We start from the raw sequence: 20,705 nt of genomic DNA on the forward strand, positions 1-20,705 counted from the left end.
GAACCGCATCCGACGGCAGCCGACGCCGCGAAGAACTTCGACGGCTCCACCCTCTTCGGCGAGTCCGTCCTGCCGGCCGAGCCGGTCCCCGCCCCGGACCGCGTCCACCAGACCCGGAGCGCTTCAGTGCTGGCCGGACTGTGGTTACTGGGCCCCGCTCATCTTTCCGAGGTACTCCTGGACGCGCCCGATCTGCCAGACCTCGCCGATCTTGTGCTTGATGTCGAAGAGATTCGCCGCGTGGACGTCAGGATCCCGGTCGCCCACGGCCTCCTCGACCACGACGGGTATGAATCCGTGCTGCATGGCGTCCAGAGCGGTGGCGCGGACGCAGCCGCTCGTGGAGAGTCCGCCGATGAGCAGGGTGTCGATTCCTTCGGCAGTGAGGTGAGCGGCCAGCTCGGTGCCGAAAAAGGCACTCGGATACTGCTTCGTCACGGTCAGTTCGTCCGCCACCGGGGCCAGCCCGTCGATGAACTCGCCGAAGGGGCTGCCCTCGGTGAATGCCCGCAGAGTGGGCACCTTGCGGAAGAAGACGCCGCCGTCGCTGCCGTCCGCCCGCAGCAGCACGCGCGTGACGATCACCGGAATCCCGGCCCGGCGCGCGTCGGCCAGCAGCACCCTCATCGCCTCGACCGCCGGTTCGACCCCGGCGTAGAGCGGACAGTCCGGGTCGACGTAAGCGCGGGCGGGGTCCACCAGGAGCAGAGCCGGGCAGGTCCCGGGGGTGAGCTCCCCGCCGAACCCGGCGCGCTCGTAGTCCTCCTGCTGGGCCTGCTGTGGGTGCGGGGACTGCTGGGAACCGGTCATGGCGACGTCCTTCGTGTGGTGGCGGGTTCCGGGCGGGCGTCCATGGCGGCGTCAGCGGTACGGGGCAACCGGAACGATGTGGGAAACGCCAGGCAGATCGCTCCCCCCGCCACGGCGATGCCCGTGAGGACGAACCCCGTGACGCGGATGTTGGCGACGAACCGGCTCAACTCGCCCGACGCGAGCACGTTCAGCGTGTTCAGTGTCCCTTCGTACGCGGCGTTCCGGGCCGGTTCGCTCAGTCCCGCCGTCGTGCACGCGAGTGCGAGCGCCGTGCTGAGCAGATAGCCCACGTTCTGCGTGGTCGACCGCAGGCCGTTGGCCACTCCGCGCCGGGCCGCCGGCACGCCGAGCATCAGCGCGCTCGTACTGGGCGTCATGAACAGCCCGGTGCCGGCCCCTATGAGGAAGAGGAACGGGGCCACGGTCCAGAAGGGCACAGCCGCCGGCGACAGCGTCAGCGTGAAGCCCAGCAGCCCGCACGCCGTCACCGCCATGCCCGCCGTCGTCAGCGCTCGCGGAGTGAAACGGCCGAAGAGCGAACCGGCGGCCGCCGAGCTGATCAGCGTGCCGATCGCGACCGGTGTCACCAGCACCCCCGCCTCCAGTGACGTGGCCCCGCCGGCCGCCTGCTCGTGCAACGACGCCAGCAGGACGACGGCGTAGGTGCCGACCGCGTTGGCGAGCACGGCCGCGAGCACCAGGGCGATCGCGCGGGTACGCAGCAACGCCACGTCGACCAGGGGGTACGGCCGCCGCGTCTGGACGAGGACGAACACCGCGAACAGCACGACGGCCGCGCCGCCGCAGACCCACGGCAGCCATCCGGCGACCGTGGCCGTGGCGCGAGGGGTGAGTGCGAGGACCAGAGTGGTCAGCATCGCCATGGACAGCAGTGCGCCCAGCAGGTCGAACGGTTCACGGACCCCGCCGGACCGCCGGACCGTACTGCCTCCGCTCGGCGGAATGAGCGGAACGACCAGCGCCGATGCGACGATCGCGGCCAGTCCGATCGGCACGCAGACGACGAACAGCCCACGCCAGCCGAGCAGTTCGCTCGCCGCGCCGCCGACAACCGGCCCGGCGACCTGGGCCACCGCGGCCACCGTCACATTCCAGCCGAGCGCCCGGCCCAGGGTCCGCGCGGGGAACACGTCGGTCAGCAGGGCGGTGTTGTTGGTGATCACTGCGGCGGCACCGACCGCCTGCACGACCCGTGCCGCGATCAGGAACTCCGCCGACGGGGACAGCGCCGCGAGCCCGGTCGCGGCGGTGAAGACGACAAGCCCGGCCAGATAGAGCCTGCGGCGGCCGACAAGGTCGGCGATCCGGCCGAAGACGAGGATCAGCGCGGTGGTGCCCAGCATGTAGCCGAGCAGGATCCAGTCGGCCTGACCGGGGCCCGCCCCCAGCTCCCTGGTGATCGTGGGCAGCGCGACGGCAAGACCGCTCATGTTGAGGAACACGGCAACCACACCCACCGCGGTGGCGGCGAACACCCACCGCGGATCACGGACGGCGGGCCTCTCCCCGGGCATCAGGCCGACCACACGTCCAGGCCACCGGGGGCCCGCTCGTGATGGCCCGTCACCGACTGGAGTACCTCGGCCGGCCCCAGACGGACGTCGTCGGCCCAGGGGCGCCCGACGAGTTGCACACCCGTCGGCAGTCCCCCGGCGGGGGCGGCGAACGGTCGTCGGACGTACAGGAGTCGGCACCCCCGGAGCCGACGCGCGCGGACTCCGACGACGTTCACCGCATCGTTCACCGGGGAAGCGAGCGCGACTTCATCAGCGGCTGGATGCGTGTACCGAAGTTCTCCAGGCCTTCGAGGAAGTCGTCGAAGACGAGCATGATCCCCTTGGTACCCGCGACTTCGGTGACCTCGTCGAGCATGCTCGCGACGGTCTCGTACGACCCGACCAGCGTGCCCATGTTGAAGTTCACCGCACCCTCGGGCAGCGCGATGGTCCGCGCCGTCGACGTGCCGTCGGAGGTCGTGTCCGTGGCCGTCTCCCCCGCCATGTACGCCAGCGCGGCGTGGTCCGCGTTGTCGTGGTAGTCCTGCCACTTGGCCTGGGCGGCCTCGTCGGTCTCGTCGGCGATGACCATGAAGAGCGAGAGTGCGCCGACGTCACGGCCGGTCTTCTTCGCCGCGTCGACGAGGGTGGCCGTGGTGTCCGAGAGCGCGAGCGGGGTGTTGACGCCGCTGCCCAGGATGAAGTTGTACTGGGCGTGCTCGGCGGCGAACTTCATGCCGGTGTTGCTCTGGCCGGCGGCGACGATGTCGATGTGCCCGTTCGCCGGGCGCGGGGACAGCACGCAGTCGTCCATCTTGTAGAACTCGCCCTTGAAGTTGCTGACGCCCTCGCTCCACAGCTCCTTCATCACGGTGACGTACTCGGCGGCCCGCGCGTAGCGGTTGCCGAAGTGCTCGTCCCCGGGCCACAGGCCCATCTGGGAGTACTCGCCGGGTGCCCAGCCGCTGACGATGTTGATGCCGAAGCGCCCTGGGGCGATCGAGTCGATCGTCACCGCCATGCGCGCGACGATGGCGGGCTCCAGCGCGAGGATCGGTGTGGAGGCATACAGCTTGATGCGCTCCGTCACGGCGGCCAAGCCCGCCATCAGCGTGAACGACTCCAGGTTGTGGTCCCAGAACTCGGTCTCGCCGCCGAATCCCTTGAGCTTGATCATCGACAGCGCGAAGTCGAGCCCGTGTTCCTCCGCCTTCTGCACGATGGCCTTGTTCAGCTCGAAGCTCGGCAGGTACTGGGGCGAACTCTTCGATATGAGCCAGCCGTTGTTGCCGATGGGGATGAAGACGCCGATGTCCATGCCGCTCCTGGTTGGCGGGTGGGGTGAGCCTGACGGGGTATCAACGCGCTTGTGTGATCGATGAGTTCCAGAATGACTTCGAATGTATTCGTCGATCATTACTGGCCCCCTCCCGATCTGTGAACGGTGCGCTACACCGCGGTCGTGCTGCCGCGCCGGACGAGCTCGACACCGAAGTTCCGGTGCACCGGCCGCCCGGCCGCTCCGTCGATCCGGGCGAGCAGCAGCTTCGCCGCCGTCGCGGCCATGTCCCGCAGGGGCTGGCGCACAGTGGAAAGGTCGAACATCGACCAGCCGGACGCCTCCAGGTCGTTGTAGCCGATCACGGAGACGTCGCCCGGCACGTCCAGGCCGAGCCGCTGTGCCGCGTCGAGCGTCCCGTACGCCACGTAGTCGGTGACGCAGAACAGAGCCGTCGGCCTCCGCGCGGCCGGTCCTGCGAGCAGCGCCCGGCCACCCTCGAATCCGGTCGCCGGATCGATCCGGCCGCGGAACACCAGCGCCTCGCCGAGCGGCCGGCCTGCCTCGGCGAGGGCGTCCCGGAACCCCTTCTCGCGCAGCGCGACCCCGGCGTTCCCCAAGGGGCCCGAGACCAGCCCGATCCGTCGGTGACCGAGTTCCAGCAGATGCCCGGCGACCAGTCGGCCCCCGTGTTCATTGTCCGAGGTGACCCGGTCGGCGACAGACGCCCGGCCCGCCCCGTCGAGGTCGCGGTTCAGGATGACGAGCGGGATCCGCCAGTCGATCAGCTCCGACACCATGGGCGAGTCGAGCCACGGCGAGATGTACACGACGCCGTCGACGAGGCCGCCCCGCAGGGCCCGGACGTCCCGGTCGAGCGCGCCCTCGGCACGGTCGCCGAGCAGCAGGATCCGGTACTCGTGCCGGGTGAACTCGTCCCGCAGCGTGTCGACCAGCATGGGATACGACGGGTTGCGCAGATCACGGCTGACGATCGCGATGCTCCACGACTTACGGGTGACCAGCCGGCGGGCGGTGACGCGCGGGACGTAGCCCATCTCGGCCGCGATCGCCCGGATCCGGTCGCGTGTCTTGCGCACGACGCGGGGATCGTCGCGCAGCGCCCGCGACACGGTCGACTGGGACACCTGCGCCTTGCGCGCCACGTCATAGCTCGTCACCGGCCGCTGCACCACGGTCGGATACTAGTGCCCTACGCAGTGCAACCAACCGGAACCTCGGCGTGACCGACCAGTAACTCGTCCTGAATTTCCGCCAGTTGATGCACGCATCCGCTGCCGGAGCCGCAGGTGTGGATCCTGCGAAGCAACGCATCACGTGAGACTGGAACGGTAAAGTCCGCGGCATGAACGCGCGTCTGGCTCTACTCGGCACGGTGGATCCCAGCGTCGCGGAGAGCGAGGTCTTCCGGCTGGCACTCCAGCACGCCGTGGGAGAGCTGAGCGCCCTGGGGGGAACGATTCACCTTCGCGGCCCCATGTCCGCGCTGCGCCTGGTGTCGTCCACCGGTCTGCCTCCCGCGCTCACCCGCTCCTGGGAGATCATCGACCAGGAGGGGCCGTTGGCCCAGGCCCGGGCCGTGCACCAGGGCCGTGGCGTGTGGGTGCCGCGGAAGCCCAGGCCCGCGGACGCGTCGAACACGGAAGTCATCTGGCCCGGCACCGGCCTGGCCGCTTTACCGCTGTTCGGCGGGGACCGCAGCATCGGCGCGCTCACGGTCCTGACGAGCGACCAGGGCGAGCCCACCCCCCAGCAGTGGGACTTCCTCCGGGCGCTGATCACCTGGACCGAAGAGCGCATGAGCCAGGCCCCGCCGCCCTCCACGCCCTCCCGGAGGGAGCTGAGCGGTGACCGTGACCGCCTGCGGCAGGCCTTGAAAGAGGTCAGAGTCGGCTCGTGGGACTGGGACATCCAGGGCGGCGAGCTGCTGTGGGACGAGGCGGCCCTGGAGCTGTACGGCACCAGGCCGGAGGACTACACCGCCAGGGTCGAGAACTGGATGGTGTGCGTCCACCCCGACGACCTGGCGCCGACGCTGGACGCGGTGGACCGGGCGATCCGCGACCACGACGTGTTCGAGGCCGAGTACCGGGTACGGCGCCTGGACGGCACGTACGGCTGGACGCAGGCCCGCGGCCGGGCGACGTACCACGAGGACGGCGAACCCCACCGGATGATCGGCCTGGGCTGGGAGAGCAACGAGTCCCGTTCCGCCCGGGACGCGCTCAGCCGCGCCCTGCGCCACATGAGCGACGGCTTCCTCGCGGTGGACGACGAGTGGCGGATCACCTTCGCCAACCTGGAGGCGGAACGCACGCTGGGCTTCTCCGAGGAGGAGTTGTTCGGGCGTCTGCTGTGGGAGCTGCCCGCCACCCGGGAGGTTCCCGGCATGGAGAGCCGCTGCCGGGAGGCCGCGGCCGAGGAGAGGTCCGTCGGCTTCGACGTGCGGATGGGGGACACCGGCCGTCGCCACCACGTGCGGCTGGTCCCGGGCCCCGATGGCCGCACCCTCTATCTCACCGACGTCACCGAGAAACGGCAGCACGAGGAGGAGCGCCGGGCGTCCGAGCGCGCCGCCGGCCAACGTGCGGCCCGTATGGGTGAGTTGACGACCGCCCTCGCCAAGGCGACGACCTCGCAGGACGTGGTGGACGCGGTCGCGCTCCGGGTGCTCCCGCCGTTCGCCGCCGCCGGCCTCCTGGTGCAGGCCATCGAGGGCGACCGGCTGTACAACGTGGGCGCGGTCGGATACCCGGAGGGCTTTCTCTCCACGGTCAACAGCCGCCCCCGCGCGTCCGGCGACCCGTCCTGGGAGACGATCACGTCCGGTACGCCCCTGTTCCTGTCCTCCGTGCAGGAGTTCACCGCGCGTGCACCGCGGCTGACCGACTCGCCCGACCGTACGGGCATGCAGTCCTGGGCGTTCCTGCCGCTGACGGCGTCCGGCCACACCTTCGGCGTGTGCGTCGTGGCCTTCGACCGCCCGCGCCGCCTCGACGACGAGGAGCGCACCCTGCTGACCACGATCAGCGCTCTCGTCGCCCAGGCCCTGGAGCGGGCTCGCCTGTACGACGCCGAGCACACCCGCTCCCGCGAACTCCAGCGGAGCCTGCTCCCCCGCGCCCTGCCCGACCTGCCCGCCTGCACGGCGGCGGCCCGCTATCTGCCGGCCGGCCAGGGCATGGACGTGGGCGGCGACTGGTACGACATCATCCCGCTCTCGGGCGGCCAGGTCGCCCTGGTGGTGGGCGATGTCATGGGCCACGGCCTGCCGGAGGCGGCGACGATGGGCCGCCTGCGCACGGCGGTCCACACCCTCGCCGACCTGGAACTCCCGCCCGACGAGATCATGAGCCACCTCAACGACCTGGTCGCCGGCATGGGCGAGGAGTCGTACGTGACCTGCCTGTACGCGCTCTACGACTCGACCACCCAGATCTGCTCCATCGCGCGGGCCGGCCATCCCCCGCCGGCGGTGGTCCACCCCGACGGCACGGTCATCTTCCCGCCCCTGGAGGCGGACCCGCCGCTGGGTGCGGCGGAACCCCCTTTCGAGACGGTCGAGTTGATGGTGCCGGAGGGAAGCCTGCTGGTGCTCTACACCGACGGCCTGGTGGAGTCGTCGAAGCGCGAGATGGAGGAGGGCATGGCGGATCTGGCGCGCCTGCTGCACGAGGCGCACCAGGCCGAGCCCGGCACGGACATCGATCTGGAGCGCCTCTGCGACACCCTGACGACGGGTCTGCTCCCCGCCGAGCACGCGACGACCGACGACGCGGCCCTGCTCGTGGCCCGCCTGCACGCCCTCACCGGCGACCGGATGGCCTCCTGGCCCCTCCCCGAGGACCCACGAGCGGCCGGCCAGGCCCGCCGCCACGTCCGCGAACAGCTCTCCCTGTGGGGCCTGGACGACCTGACCCCGACCACGGAACTCCTGGCCAGCGAACTGGTGGGCAACGTGATTCGCCACGCCAGAGGCCCACTGCACCTGCGCCTCCTGCACGGCGCCGAACTGATCTGCGAGGTCTTCGACGGCAGCCTGACGATGCCCCGAATACGCCGCGCGACGGAAACCGACGAGGGCGGCCGCGGCCTGCAACTGGTCACGGCCCTCTCCCAACGCTGGGGCACGCGCTACACGGCCACCGGCAAATGCATCTGGACGGAACAGGCACTGCTCACCCCGGAGAGCCGGCAGGAACCGCCGTCCGACGCCTTGGACTTGATGTTCCTGGACACGGATGAGTTCACGGGGGACTTGGACGCCCTGCTCCTCGCGGACGAGGACCGATAGCGATGTCCCGCGGTGACGGCCTCCGCGACTGAGCGGACACGAGATCGGGGTGGGAGGCGGACATCAGTCGCCGCTCTCCAGCAGCCCGGTCGTGGCCACCAGATAGCCGAGTTGGGCCCGGCTGCCGCTGCCCAGCTGGGCGGAGACCTTGCGGACGTGTTCGGCCACGCTGCGGCGGCTCATTCCGAGGCGGCGGGCGATGACGCTGTCCGTCTCGCCGGAGATCACGGCCCGCAGGATGGTCCGCTGCAGATCGGAGGCGACGACATCGTTGCGCGGCGCCGAGGACGTGTCGTGCACCGGCGTCGCGTGCTCCCAGGTCTGGTCGAAGGACCGGGCCAGGAACCGGACCAGCGACGGGTCCCTGATCTGTACCACTCCGTCGGCCGTTTCGTCGGACACGGGGACGAAGGCGACTTCGCGGTCGCAGATGATGAAGCGTTCGACGACCTCGGCCAGGGTGCGCACCTCGGCGCCGGCCGCCGTGACCTGCTCGATGTACGACATGGTCGGGCGGTGGGTCTGGACGGTGTGCTGGTAGACGGTGCGCTGGCGAACTCCCCGGCCGAGCGCCCGTAAGTCCCTGAGCAGGGCTTGGGCGAGCACCGACTCGGGCCGTCCGCCGCCGGGCTGTGCCGTGAGCAGCTCGGCCCGGCAACTGCCCACGGCTGCTTCGAGCGCCGCGTTGATGACGGCTTTTCCGGCGAGCCGCGCGATCGAGGGCCGCGCCGCCTCCTGCTCCTGTGTGTACACCGCTTCGAAGGCGGCCAGCCGGGCCTTGACGGACCGCAAGGCCATCCGCTGGCGGGCAAGGAGGTCCTCCAGGGGGCCGGCCGTGGCGAAGGCCGCCGCGGCGGGTGGCACGGGCACGGAGTACTCCGGCACCTCTGGGGCGTCGATGACGAGATGGAGTTCGCGCAAGCAGGTCGGCACCTCGCCGCGGGCGAGGCGGCCCTCGCGCAGCGCTTCCCGGTAGACGGCCAGTGCCGCCTCGCAGGGTTGTTCCAGAGGCGATTGGCCGCAATTGCATGAGGCGGTACCGGATTGCTCTTGCTTCACAACTGTGCAGATTACATTCGTCCGCATCGACTCCCGAACGGGCGAGCGAGAGCCTGCCTATGGTGAACGGAGCGCCCTCGCTCGTGCGTTCACGAACGGGGGTGCCCCATGTTCGGCTATGCGCGACACGACCATCTCTCGGGGCGGGTTCATTCGTGACGACCGGCACGGCAGCGCTCAGGGAACAGGCGCTCAGGGAACAGCGGTACCGGATCCTGGTGACCGGCTACGCGGTCTCGTCGTACGGCACGTTCCTCAACATGGTGGCGCTCAACCTGTACGTGTACGCCGTGACCGGACGGGCGCTGGCCGTCGGCGTGTTCATGGCCGTGCGGCTCGGTGCGGGTTTCGTCGCGGGTCTGGTGGCCGGCTCGGTGCTCGCCCGGTGGTCCGCGAAAGGGGTCATGTTCTGGGTCAACGTGGCCCAGGCGGCGGCGCTGCTGCTCCTGGTCGTGGCCCCGGACGGGCTCCACACCGTCTCGCTGTTCGTCGTCTCGGCGGTGGTCGGCTTCTCCGGCACCGTGTTCATGGTCGCCCTGCGCAGCTCCATTCCGGAGATCGTGGGTGATGATCGCAAGACCTGGGCGAACTCGTTCATGGTCAGCGGGCGTTCACTGGCCATGGTGGCCGGATTCGCGTCGTCGGGCGTGGTGGTGTCCCTGCTCGGCTACACCGCGGCCTTCCTGGTGGACATGGCCTCCTTCCTGGTGTGTGCGCTCACCGTTGCTTTTCTCCCCTTGGCTCTGAGCCCCGTGGGCAAGGAGAGCGGGGAGACCGCCGCCGGGGACGCCGGGACGAAGGGTGGGTTCCTCTCCCGCTTCATGGCGCTCGGCGCGGTACCGGCGCTCGCTCTGATGGTGCTGCTGCGCGGGGTCGACGCCCTGGGTTCCTCGTCGCACAACGCGGCCCTGCCCGTGTACTCCACCGAGATCGACGCGGACAACCCGGCCGTGTTCGTCAGTGTCTTCTGGTGTGTGTGGGCGCTCGGCAACATCCTCGTCCAGCAGGTGTTGCAGCGGTACACCAAACGGACCGGCCGCTCGGTCGGAGCGCTGGGCTTCGGGCTCGGCACCATCGCGATGTCCGGCGCCTTCATCCTGGCCTTCGCCGGGCTCCCGTGGGCCGCGACGATCGTGATCGCCCTGCTGGCGGGCGCGGCCGACGGGCTCACCGAAGTGTCGTACACCTCGCATCTGCAGACCCTGCCGGGCGCGGTGCGCACCCACGCGTTCGGGACCTCGGCCACGGTGGAGAACCTCGGGTTCGGCGTCGGCATGATCGTGGTCGCCGCCGCCCTTGACTCCTTCACGGCGCTGTCGGTCGTGGGAGTCGCGCACGGCGTCGCCATCGCCGTCGCGCTGGTCTTCGTGGTCCGGGTGCTGCGGCAGCGCGGCGCTCGGGAGGTGGGGGCGAGTGGGGGAAGCAGCGGGAGTCAGAAGGGGGCAGGCGATGCAGGACCGGCGCGTGGCGGTCGTCGGGATGGCGCTGAGGTTTCCGGGGGCTGAGACGCCCGAGCAGTACTGGCACGACATCCGGTCCGGCGTATCGCACGTACGGCGTTTCACCGATGCGGAGTTCGCGGCCGCGGGGTTCGCCGAGGATCTCTACCGGGACCCGGATTTCACGGGAGCCAGTGCGCTGCTGCACGACGTGGACGGCTTCGACGCCAGGTTCTTCGGGATGAGCGGTCGCGAGGCCGCCCTGACCGATCCGCAGCAGCGGCTGTTCCTGGAGTGCTGCCATCACGCGCTGGAGGACGCCGGGTACGCCGGTTCGGGCGAGCGGGTCGGTGTGTACGCGAGCGTCGGCTACCGCCTCTACTCCCTGCACAGCTATCTGGCCTCCAACATCGGCGAGTCGTTCCGCCACGCCGACTGGAACGCCGTGAAGCAGATCCAGGTCGGCAACTACGCCGATTTCACGGCCAATCGGGCGGCGTTCCGGCTCGGGCTCGACGGGCCCGCGGTGAACGTCGCCACGGCCTGTTCGAGCGCGCTCGTCTCGGTCCACCTGGCCTGTCAGGCGCTCCTGGCGGGCGACGCGGAGGCGATGGTGGTGGGTTCCGCGGCGCTGCATCTGCCGCAGGTCACCGGGCACCGGCACATGAAGGGCTCGACGATCTCCAAGAGCGGCGCGGTCCGGGCCTTCGACGCCGGGGCGGACGGCACGGTCGGCGGCAACGGGGTGGCCGCCGTGGTGCTCAAGCCGCTGGCGAAGGCGCTCGCCGACGGCGACACCGTGCACGCGGTCGTGCTGGGCTCCGCCGTCACCAACGACGGTGCGGACAAGGCCGGTTTCGCGGCTCCCGGTGTCGCGGGCCAACGGGACGCGGTGCTCGGAGCGCTGGAGCGGGCCGGGGTCTCCGCCGATGGGATCGGCTATCTGGAGGCGCACGGCACCGGCACCTACAAGGGTGATCCGATCGAATTCGCCGCGCTCACCGAGGCGTTCCGCCGGCACACCGACCGCACGGGATTCTGCGCGCTGGGCTCGACCAAGCCGGCCATCGGGCACCTGGACAGCGCCGCGGGCCTCGCCGGACTGATCAAGGCCGTCCTGGTCCTGCGCCACGGTGTCATTCCCCCACTGGTGAACTTCACCCGGCCCAATCCTCAACTCGGCCTGGACGACAGCCCGTTCGTGCTGCCGCAGCGGTCCACCGCGTGGCCGTCCCACGGCCCCCGGCGCGCGGGCGTCCACTCCATCGGGATGGGCGGCACCAACGCGCACGTGGTCCTGGAGGAGGCCCCGGCGGCGTCCGTACGGGCGGAGGGTGCTCCGGTGCCCGCGCTGCTGCCGCTGTCCGCGCAGAGCCCCGAGGCCCTGGAGGCGTACGCCCGTTCCTTCCGCGACGCGCTGGTGCGCGACCCGGACATCGCACCGGCCGACCTGCTGGCGACGACCGCGCTCGGGCGTCGGCACCTGTCGCTGCGGCTGGTCGTCACGGCGCCTGCCGAGGGTCTGGTGGCCGCACTCGACGCGTTCCTCGCGGATCCGGATCCGCGAGGAACAGTTCTCGCCGACTCGCCGGCGTCCGCGGCGCCGTACCGCACGGGGATCGCGGCGCCCACCGCGCCGTACCACACCGGGACCGTTGACATCACCGCACCGGCCGCCGTGCCCGCGTACGTCTTCAGCGGTCAGGGCGGTGGTCGTCCCGGCATGGCCGCGGCGCTCGCCGGGCGGTTCCCCGTGGTGGCCGAGGTCCTTGGACAGTGCGCCCGTGTCCATGAGGAGGAGACCGGGGAGCGGTACTTCCTCGAGCGGCTGGTCGGCGGGGAGGGCCCGCAGCGGTGGGACACCGCTTTCGCCCAGCCGGCGATCTTCGCCTTCCAGGTCGCGCAGGCCATGCTGTGGCGGCGGTTCGAGGTGTCCCCGGTCGCCGTCGCCGGGCACAGCGCCGGGGAGTTCGCGGCCCTGTGCGTCGCAGGAGCGCTGTCCGTGGCGGACGGTATGCGGCTGATGTGCCGCAGGGGCCGGCTCATGCAGGACACCGAACCTGGCGCGATGCTCGCCGTGTTCGCTCCGCCGGAGCGCGTGCGCCAACTCCTTGACGACATCGGCCGGTTAGGGCACGGGCGCCTCGAACTCGCGGTGTCCAACGGGCCCGCGAACCATGTGGTCGCGGGCCGTCCTGAGGCCGTGGAAGCGGCCCGGGCCTGGCTGGATGGGCACGGCATCGCGGGTGAGCCGCTCCCCGTCGACCGCGCCTTCCACACGGAGCTGCTCGACCCGGTACTCGACGAGCTGCGGGTGGCCGTGGAGAAGGCGGAACTGCGCCCGGTGGAGGTGGAGTTCGTCAGCGGACTCGACGGGGCGGTGCGTCCGCGGGGCTGGCTGCCCGATACCGGGTACCTCGTACGTCAGGCCCGGCAACCGGCCGACTTCCACGCGGTGTTGAGGACGCTCGCGCGGCGCGACGTGCTGGTCGAGCTGGGGCCCGGGGCGCCACTCACCGGCATGGTGCGGCGGGCGCTGCCCGGCACTCTCTGCGTTCCGACCCAGGGCCGCGGGCCCGGTACGGACGGCCTGTGGTCGGCGGTGGCCGGGCTGCACTGCGCCGGCGTCGGAATCGACTGGGCGGCGCTGCTCGACGGCTGCGGGGGCCGCCGGATCCCGCTGCCCACGTACCCGTTCCAGCACAGGTCGTACTGGACCGGTCCGCCACCGCATCCCGGTCCGCCACCGCGTCCCCGTCCGGCAGCGGACCCCGCACCCGCAACCGAAGGTTCCATGGAGGTTGGCATGACCGAACAGGCAGTCCTGGAACGGGTACTTGAGCTCACCGCGCAGCACCTCGGATATCGCGCCGACGAGCTCGGCGCCGGGGACGCCTTCGTCGCTCTCGGTGCGGACTCGCTTCAACTGATCGGGATATTGCGGCAGTTGGAGGGTGAGTTCGGGGTGCGGGTCTCCGCTCAGGAGCTCCTCGAAGAGGCGGCCACGCCGGAGCTGACCGCGCGTCTGATCGCGTCGCGGGCGGGACGGGACGAGCCGGAGCGGGCGTCTGCGCCTGCGCCTGCGCCTGCGCCTGCGCCTGCGGTGCTCTACCCCGCCCCGACCGCCGCCGAGCCGCTTGCCGCCCCGGCCTCGCAGCCCCTCCCGTCCCCGGCCTCGCAGTCCCCCGTACCCCCGGCCTCGCAGCCCCTCACGCCCCCGGCATCGCCACCCCCCGTACCTCCGGCAGCACAGTCCCCCGCACCCCCACACCCGGAGTACGCCTCCCGTGCCGAGATCGCCGAACTGACCCGTCAGGTCAACCTGCTCGCCGAGACGCAGGCCGCCATGCTGACCCAGCTCTCCGAGGCGGTCGCGCTTCTCACGGCCGAGCGCGCCCGGTGAGTGTGACCGCCGCGGACAGGGCCGCGGAACTCTCCCGGAAGCTCACCGCGCAACTCACCGCGGCCAGGAGCCGCACCACGACGGCACCTGTGTCACCCCCGCCCGCCCTGCACGGCCCCCGCGTGACCCTCCCGGAAGGCTCCGGCATGGTGGGCGACACCGCCGGCGCCGCGCAGCGGGCCCACGCCGCCGAGCTCAGCCGCCGGCTGGCCGAGCGCACCCGTACGTCCAAGGAGCAGGCGCAGAACCGGCGTTCCGTGCTTGCGGACAGCCGGGCCGTCGTCGGGTTCCGCCGTTCGACGAAGGAGACGCTGTACCCCCTCGCGGCCAGCTCGGCGCGCGGGGCTCATCTGACGGACGTGGACGGCAACGACTACACCGACATCACCATGGGCTTCGGTGCCCTTCTCTTCGGCCACGAGCCGGAGTTCGTGACGCGGGCCGTGCAGGAGCATCTCGCGCAGGGGCTGCGGTTCGGCCCCCGGCCCGTCGAAGCGGGTGAAGTCGCCCAGCTGCTGGCCGACTTGACGGGTATGGAGAGGGTGGCGTTCGCCAACTCCGGTACCGAGGCGAACTCGGCCGCCATCCGGCTCGCCCGCGCCGCCACCGGACGCGACCGCATCGTCATGTTCCGCGGGTCCTACCACGGCCACATCGACTCCGTGCTCGGCCGTCCCGGCCCGGACGCCGGTCGTGCGGTGCCCGTGTCGCACGGCATCCCGGACAGCGCCGTGGCCGAGCTGCTCGTCCTCGAATACGGCAGCCAGGAGGCCCTGGAGACCATCGACGCGCTGGGCGACACCATCGCCGCGGTCCTCGTCGAGCCGGTCCAGTGCCGCAACCCCGCCCTGCGCCCGGTCGACTTCCTGCGCGGTCTGCGCGAGCTCACCCGGCGCCGGGGCATCGTCCTGCTCTTCGACGAGATGCTCACCGGTCTCCGCCCGCACCCGCGCGGCGCACAGCACCACTTCGGTGTCGTCCCCGACCTGGCCACCTACGGCAAGGCGCTGGGCAGCGGCTTCCCGATCGGCGCCATCGCGGGCCGCGCCGACATCCTGGACGGGGTGGACGGCGGCTTCTGGCGGTACGGCGACGACAGCCGCCCCGAGGTCGAGACCACCTTCTTCGGCGGTACGTACATGCAGCACCCGCTGTCCATGGCTGCCGCCAAGGCGGTGCTGACCCATCTCACCGCCGAGGGCCCGGGTCTCCAGGAACGGCTCAACAGCCGTACGGACGCCCTCGCCGCCGACCTGAACGGGTTCTTCGCGGGAGAGGAATTCCCCCTGGAACTAAGCCACTTCGGGTCCATGTTCCGGTTCACCCCCCGGGCCGACATGGAGCTGCTCTACCAGCACCTCCTGCTGCGCGGCATCTACGTGTGGGAGTGGCGCAGCTTCTACCTGTCCACCGCCCACACCGACAGCGACATCGAGCGGGTCTCGGACGCGGTGAAGGACTCCCTGCGCGCCCTGCGCCAGGGCGGCTTCTTCCCGGCCACCCGCCCGCGCCCCGCGACGAACCCGAAGCCGAACCCGAAGCAGCGCCCCCGCCCGGCCCCCGACTTCGGGGTGTACTTCTTCGGCGACTACCCGGACGCGCCCGCACGCGGGGACGGAGAGTCTCAGCCGGCCTCCGAGGCCTACGACCGGATCATCGAGACGGCCCGTTTCGCCGACGAGCACGGCTTCAGCTCGCTGTGGATACCCGAGCGCCACTTCCATTCCTTCGGCGGTCTCTTCCCCAACCCGTCCGTGCTGGCGGCCGCGCTGGCCCGGGAGACCAGCCGCATCCGGCTGAACGCCGGTTCCGTCGTCCTGCCGCTGCACGATCCGGTCCGGGTCGCCGAGGAGTGGTCGGTCGTCGACAACCTCTCGGGCGGCCGGGTCGGCATCGGCTGCGCCACCGGCTGGCACGCGCAGGACTTCGCCCTCCACCCGGACCGCTTCGGGAACCGCAAGGAGATCGCCTTCGCCCACCTCGACGACGTACGGACCCTTTGGGCGGGCGGCACCCTGCGGCGCGGGACAGGGGACGGCGAGGAGACGGACGTACGCATCCGTCCCGCTCCGGTGCAGGACATGCCGCCGATGTTCCTCGCCACCTCGGGCCGTCGGGATTCGTACGAGGAAGCGGCACGGCGTGACCTGGGCATCGTGACGAACCTGATGAACCAGACGGTCGCCGAGCTCGCGGAGAACATCGGCCACTACCGCAGGGCCCGTGAGAAGCACGGCCTCGACCCGGACGCGGGCCGGGTCACCGTGCTCCTGCACACCTATCTCGGGGACGACCACGCGACGGCGCGTGCGCAGGCGCTGGAACCGATGAGCCGGTATCTGCGCTCCTCGCTGCAGTTGCGTTCCGCCGCGGGTGCGCTCGGCGCCGGGCCGCAGGACGTGGCATCGGCGCGCGAAGAGGACCTGGACCACCTCTTCCGGCGGGCGTACGACCGCTACTGCGACGAGCGGGCGCTGATCGGCACGGTCGACACCTGCTCCCCGGTGGTGGACGCGCTGCGCGAGGCGGGCGTCGACGAGATCGCCGCGCTCGTCGACTTCGGCATGCCCGCCGACCTGATGCGTGCCGGGCTGGAACGCCTCGACGCGCTGCGCGGCCGCCACCACACCCCCGGCACCGATGTGTCGGCGCCTGCGACCGCCGCCCAGCGACGGCTGTGGCTCGCCTCCCAGCTGATCGGCGACCGGGCCGCGTACAACGAGGTCCAGGCGGTGCGGCTGCGCGGCACGCTGAACGAGGCGGCTCTGACCCGTGCCGTGGCGGGTCTCGTGGCGCGGCACGCCGCACTGCGGACCGTGTTCCGCGCGGGCGGCGGGGACGAGACCGTGCAGCAGGTCGTACGGGGCGGCCTGGACGTTCCGTTCCAAGTGACCGACGCCCGGGGGCAGCAGCCGGACGCGGCTGTCGCGGCGGTTCTGAAGGAGGAGAGCTCTCGGCCGTACGACCTGGCCGAGGGCCCGCTGTTCACGCCGCGGCTGCTGACACTCGCCGACGACGACCACGTCCTGGTGTTCGGCCTGCATCACCTCATTACCGACGCGCACTCCGCCGGGATCCTCGCGGCGGATCTGGAGGAGCTGTACCGGGCCGGGGTCGAGGGGCGTCCCGCGCGGTTTCCGACGCCGGCGGGCAGCACCGTGGGCGAGGTCGAGCCCGACCGGGACCCGGCCGATCTGGAGTGGTGGCGTACGTACCTCGCCCCGCTGCCGCGCGTGCCCGCGCTGCCCACCGACCGGCCGCGCGGCCGCCGGGTGGCGGGCAGCGGCGCGGCCGCCGAGATCCGCCTCGACGGTGCCCGGACCGTCGGGCTCCAGCAGTGGAGCGGGCGGAACGGGGTCACACTCTTCGCCACGCTGCTCACCGCCTGGCAGTTGGTGCTGCGCGAACGCTCGGACCAGGACGAGTTCGTCGTCGGTTCCACCTTCGGCAGGCGCACGCCGGGGACCACCGACACCGTCGGCTTCCATGTCGCCGTGCTGCCGCTGCGTGCGTCCCTGACGGACACGACGTCCCTGACCGCCGCCGTACGAGCCACCCGCGACGCCCTGTTCGCGGCGGACGCGCACCAGTACGTCGACCTCGACACGCTGCTGGCGGACGTCAACCCCGACCGCGGGAGCCCGCGACCGCTGATCACCGTGTCGGCCGACTTCGACACCGCGCCGCTGACCCGGCTCGACCTGCCGGGACTGCGCTGCGAGGAGGTCGACGGAGGTACCGAATCGGCGCCGCTGGAAATGGCGTTGATGGTCATCAGGAGCGGCACCGGACTGCGTCTGCGTATCCGCTACGACGCGGATCTCTTCGACGCGGGGACGGTTCAGGGGTATCTGGGCGACCTCGACCGGGTCCTCGGTGTCATGACGGGCGGTGCCGCCGAACTGGTGGGGGACATCGCCACCTCGTCCGCCGAGCCCCTCCACGAGGCGCTGCGCGGCGTCTGGAAGTCGGTTCTCGGGGTCGAGCACGTCGCCGACGACGCCAACTTCTTCGAGCTGGGCGGCAATTCGATCGCGGCGATCCGGCTCGTGAACCGGGTGCGCGAGGTGCTGGGTGCCGAGATCGCCCTTGCGGACTTCTTCGCGGACGCGACCTTGAACGCAATGGTCGGCCAACTGGACGGCGAGCGCGGTGACTTGGCGGAGTCCAGCAGTGCGCTCACCCCGGTCGCCCTCCCGCCCGCCGACGGCGAGGTCGTCGACCGGTCCCGGGTGAGCGACCAACAGGACCGGATGATCGCCGGCCACTACTCCGTTCCGCAGGCCCAGATCTGGAACGTACCGACCAGGATCCGGTTCCGGGGAGCGTTCTCCCCCGACGCACTGCGCTCGGCGCTCACCGAGCTGATACACCGTCACCATGCCCTGCGCACACGCTTCGTGAAGGACGGCGAGGGCGTCTGGTGGCAGGAGGTGACGGCCGCGCGGCCGTTGCGACTACGGGTCGACGACCTCAGCCGGCTCGATCCCAAGAGGCGCGCCGCGCGCGCCGACAAGGTGTGCCGCGAGCTGGCCGCGACCCCCATCGACATCACGCGCACGACGCTCGCCCCGCTGCGGCTGCTGCGGATCGCGGAGGACGAGTGGGAGCTGATGTTCGTCCTTCATCACATCTGCGCCGACGGCTGGTCCCACTCGCTGCTCATCTCTGAACTCGCCGAGCTGTACGAGGCCGCCGCGTCCGGTACCGCGCACACCCTCCGCGCGCCGACGGCCCAGCCAACGGACTATGCCCGACACCAGCTGGAGGCGCGGGACCCGGACACCGAGGCCCGGCGGGCCACGTACTGCGCCACCTATCTGAAGGGGGTTCCGGTCCGGCTCGATGTCCCCACGGACCGTCCCCGGCCCGCGAAGCTCAGCGGTGACGGCGGCACGGTGCGCGGCGTGGGCACCGGTGAACTCCGTACGGCGCTGGAGGAGTTCGCGGCCGACCGGCGCGTGACCCCGTTCGCGGTCACGGTCGCGGCGCTCGGGATCCACCTCGCCCGTCTCTCCGGCGAACAGGACGTGCTGCTGAGCATCCCGTACGCCAACCGCGAGGGCACGGAGTCGGAAACGCTGGTGGCGATGACCAGCACGGCAGTCATGGTCCGGGTACGGATCGACCCCGCCGAGAGCTTCGCCGAACTCGTGGCGCGCATCGGTGCGGAGGCGCTCGCCGTGATGGCGAACGTCCTGCCCACCGCGCGGATCATGCAGGCGATGCGCGACGCGGGCGCCACCGAGGTCCCCGACCGGGTGCCGTACGTCCTGGCCTTCCAGAACTACCCCGACACCGACATCGAGATCCCCGGACTCGACGTCACGGTGGAGGACCTGGCCCCGCCGGTGGCCCGGGCGGAACTGTGTTTCGGCATCTCACCGCGCCGTGACCCGCGCCTCGGTTACCGGACCTTCCTCGAGTACTCGGCCGACCTGTGGGACAGGGAGTCGGCCGAGGATCTCCTCGCCTCCTATCTCACGCTGCTCGACGACCTGTGCACACACCCCGACCGTCATGTCGCGGCGGCACTCACCCCGTACGCGACGCCCCGAGAGGCAGACTCCGAGTGACCATCGCCACCGACCGCAGCCACAACGAGGACCTGCTCGCCTTCCTCAAGGACAGTTCCTCGCCCTACCACGCCGTGGCCCAGGCCGCGCGCCGCCTGGAGAAGGCGGGCTTCACCGAGCTGCGGGAAACCGAGGAGTGGACCGGGATCAGCGGGGGCGGCTTCATCACCCGCGCTGGTGCCCTCGTCGCGTGGTACGTCCCCGAGGGCGCGCCCGCGCACACGCCCTTCCGGATCGTCGGAGCGCACACCGACTCCCCCAACCTCCGGGTCAAGCCGACGCCCGACACCGCGTCCGCGGGCTGGCGCCAGATCGCCGTGGAGATCTACGGAGGCGTCCCGCTCAACACCTGGCTCGACCGGGACCTGGGCATCTCGGGGCGGCTCAGCCTGCGTGACGGCAGCTCCGCCCTCGTCAAGATCGACGAACCGCTGTTCCGCGTACCGCAGTTGGCCATCCACCTGGACCGCTCGGTCAACGAGGGCCTGTCGCTCGACCGGCAGCGCCAGACCCAGCCGATCTGGTCCCTGGGCGGGCAAGAGCCGGGCGCACTGCTGCGGAGGGTCGCGGCGGAGGCCGACTTGGACCCCGCGGAGATCCTCGGCTGGGACCTGATGCTGCACGACATCCAGGCGCCCGGTCACCTGGGCCTGGAGCGCGAGTTCCTGGTGTCCTCGCGCATGGACAACCTGGTGTCCGTGCACGCGGGCGTCACGGCGCTCACCGCGGCCGCCGACGCGTGGTCGAAGGGCGCCGGGCCCACGGGCGGTTTCCGGATCCCGGTGCTCGCCGCCTTCGACCACGAGGAGTGCGGCAGCGGCTCGGAGACCGGCGCCCAAAGTCCGCTCCTGGAGCGTGTGTTGAGCCGCTCACTGGCCGCCCGGGGCGGCAGCGGCGAGGACTGGTCACGGGCGATGGCGGGTGCGTTCTGTGTGTCGGCCGATATGTCCCACGCGGTGCACCCCAACTACAGCGAGCGGCACGACCCGGACAACCATCCGCTGCCCAACGGCGGACCTGTGGTGAAGGTCAACGTCAACCAGCGGTATGCCACCGACGGCACCGGCTTCGCCGCCTTCGTGGCCGCCTGTGAGCGGGCCGGAGTGCCGTGGCAGCGGTTCGTGTCCAACAACGCGATGGGCTGCGGCACTTCGATCGGCCCGATCACCGCTGCCCGCCTGGGCGTGACCACGGTCGACGTGGGGGTGCCCGGCCTGTCCATGCACTCGGCGCGCGAGCTGGTCGGTGCCAGGGATCCCGGCCATCTGGCCGGGGCGCTCACCGAGTTCGTCACGGCGGGCTGA

The 20,705-nt window shown here is 71.3% G+C and carries 11 protein-coding genes; 5 read left to right on the plus strand and 6 right to left on the minus strand.

The window, feature by feature from the left end; genetic code table 11:
* Positions 1–144: 144 nt before the first annotated feature.
* From OG266_RS09410 to OG266_RS09430, 5 genes are all read right to left on the minus strand, one after another.
* On the minus strand, positions 145–810 hold the full coding sequence (locus OG266_RS09410) for an isochorismatase family protein (protein WP_266473816.1): 666 nt from the start codon (positions 808–810) through the stop codon (positions 145–147).
* A complete protein-coding gene (locus OG266_RS09415) occupies positions 807–2,348 on the minus strand; it encodes an MFS transporter (RefSeq protein ID WP_371544517.1) in 1,542 nt (513 codons plus the stop codon). Before OG266_RS09415 ends, OG266_RS09410 begins: the two co-directional genes overlap by 4 nt.
* On the minus strand, positions 2,348–2,578 hold the full coding sequence (locus OG266_RS09420; protein WP_371544520.1) for a hypothetical protein: 231 nt from the start codon (positions 2,576–2,578) through the stop codon (positions 2,348–2,350). The genes OG266_RS09415 and OG266_RS09420 overlap by 1 nt, the downstream gene beginning before the upstream one ends.
* Complete coding sequence (gene rutA / locus OG266_RS09425) at positions 2,575–3,648, minus strand: pyrimidine utilization protein A (RefSeq protein WP_266473819.1); 1,074 nt, start codon at positions 3,646–3,648, stop codon at positions 2,575–2,577. Before rutA ends, OG266_RS09420 begins: the two co-directional genes overlap by 4 nt.
* A gap of 131 nt (positions 3,649–3,779) precedes the next feature.
* Entirely contained in the window at positions 3,780–4,805 is a 1,026-nt protein-coding gene (locus OG266_RS09430; protein ID WP_371544523.1) for a LacI family DNA-binding transcriptional regulator, read from the minus strand.
* Between the two features lie 170 nt (positions 4,806–4,975).
* On the opposite strand from OG266_RS09430, the gene OG266_RS09435 reads away from it, so the two are divergent.
* Positions 4,976–7,924: a SpoIIE family protein phosphatase gene (locus OG266_RS09435; protein ID WP_371544526.1), complete on the plus strand. Its 2,949-nt coding sequence runs from the start codon at positions 4,976–4,978 to the stop codon at positions 7,922–7,924.
* Positions 7,925–7,987: 63 nt separating this feature from the next.
* On the opposite strand, the gene OG266_RS09440 is transcribed toward OG266_RS09435, so the two are convergent.
* Positions 7,988–8,983 (minus strand): LuxR C-terminal-related transcriptional regulator, encoded by a 996-nt coding sequence (locus OG266_RS09440; RefSeq protein WP_371544529.1) that lies wholly within the window; start codon positions 8,981–8,983, stop codon positions 7,988–7,990.
* A 218-nt stretch (positions 8,984–9,201) separates the two neighbouring features.
* Here OG266_RS09440 and OG266_RS09445 point away from each other — a divergent pair, with 218 nt between their 5' ends.
* The 4 genes from OG266_RS09445 to OG266_RS09460 are packed head-to-tail and all read left to right on the plus strand — an operon-like array spanning position 9,202 to position 20,705.
* Positions 9,202–10,488, plus strand: a complete 1,287-nt coding sequence (locus OG266_RS09445) for an MFS transporter (protein WP_371552720.1) — start codon at positions 9,202–9,204, stop codon at positions 10,486–10,488.
* Positions 10,433–13,825 carry a type I polyketide synthase gene (locus OG266_RS09450; RefSeq protein ID WP_371544532.1) on the plus strand — a complete coding sequence of 1,131 codons (3,393 nt, stop codon included), beginning with the start codon at positions 10,433–10,435 and terminating at the stop codon, positions 13,823–13,825. The genes OG266_RS09445 and OG266_RS09450 overlap by 56 nt, the downstream gene beginning before the upstream one ends.
* On the plus strand, positions 13,822–19,401 hold the full coding sequence (locus tag OG266_RS09455; RefSeq protein ID WP_371544534.1) for a MupA/Atu3671 family FMN-dependent luciferase-like monooxygenase: 5,580 nt from the start codon (positions 13,822–13,824) through the stop codon (positions 19,399–19,401). Before OG266_RS09450 ends, OG266_RS09455 begins: the two co-directional genes overlap by 4 nt.
* Positions 19,398–20,705 (plus strand): M18 family aminopeptidase, encoded by a 1,308-nt coding sequence (locus OG266_RS09460; RefSeq protein ID WP_371544537.1) that lies wholly within the window; start codon positions 19,398–19,400, stop codon positions 20,703–20,705. Before OG266_RS09455 ends, OG266_RS09460 begins: the two co-directional genes overlap by 4 nt.

The organism is Streptomyces sp. NBC_00554, from assembly GCF_041431135.1.
Taxonomy (GTDB): domain Bacteria; phylum Actinomycetota; class Actinomycetes; order Streptomycetales; family Streptomycetaceae; genus Streptomyces.

What these genes read in the sequence shown, in the direction of transcription:
- rutA (WP_266473819.1), bottom strand. Translation starts at nt 3,648, where the DNA reads ATGGACATCGGCGTCTTCATCCCCATCGGCAACAACGGCTGGCTCATA.
- OG266_RS09410 (WP_266473816.1), bottom strand. Translation starts at nt 810, where the DNA reads ATGACCGGTTCCCAGCAGTCCCCGCACCCACAGCAGGCCCAGCAGGAG.
- OG266_RS09415 (WP_371544517.1), bottom strand. Translation starts at nt 2,348, where the DNA reads ATGCCCGGGGAGAGGCCCGCCGTCCGTGATCCGCGGTGGGTGTTCGCC.
- OG266_RS09450 (WP_371544532.1), top strand. Translation starts at nt 10,433, where the DNA reads ATGCAGGACCGGCGCGTGGCGGTCGTCGGGATGGCGCTGAGGTTTCCG.
- OG266_RS09435 (WP_371544526.1), top strand. Translation starts at nt 4,976, where the DNA reads ATGAACGCGCGTCTGGCTCTACTCGGCACGGTGGATCCCAGCGTCGCG.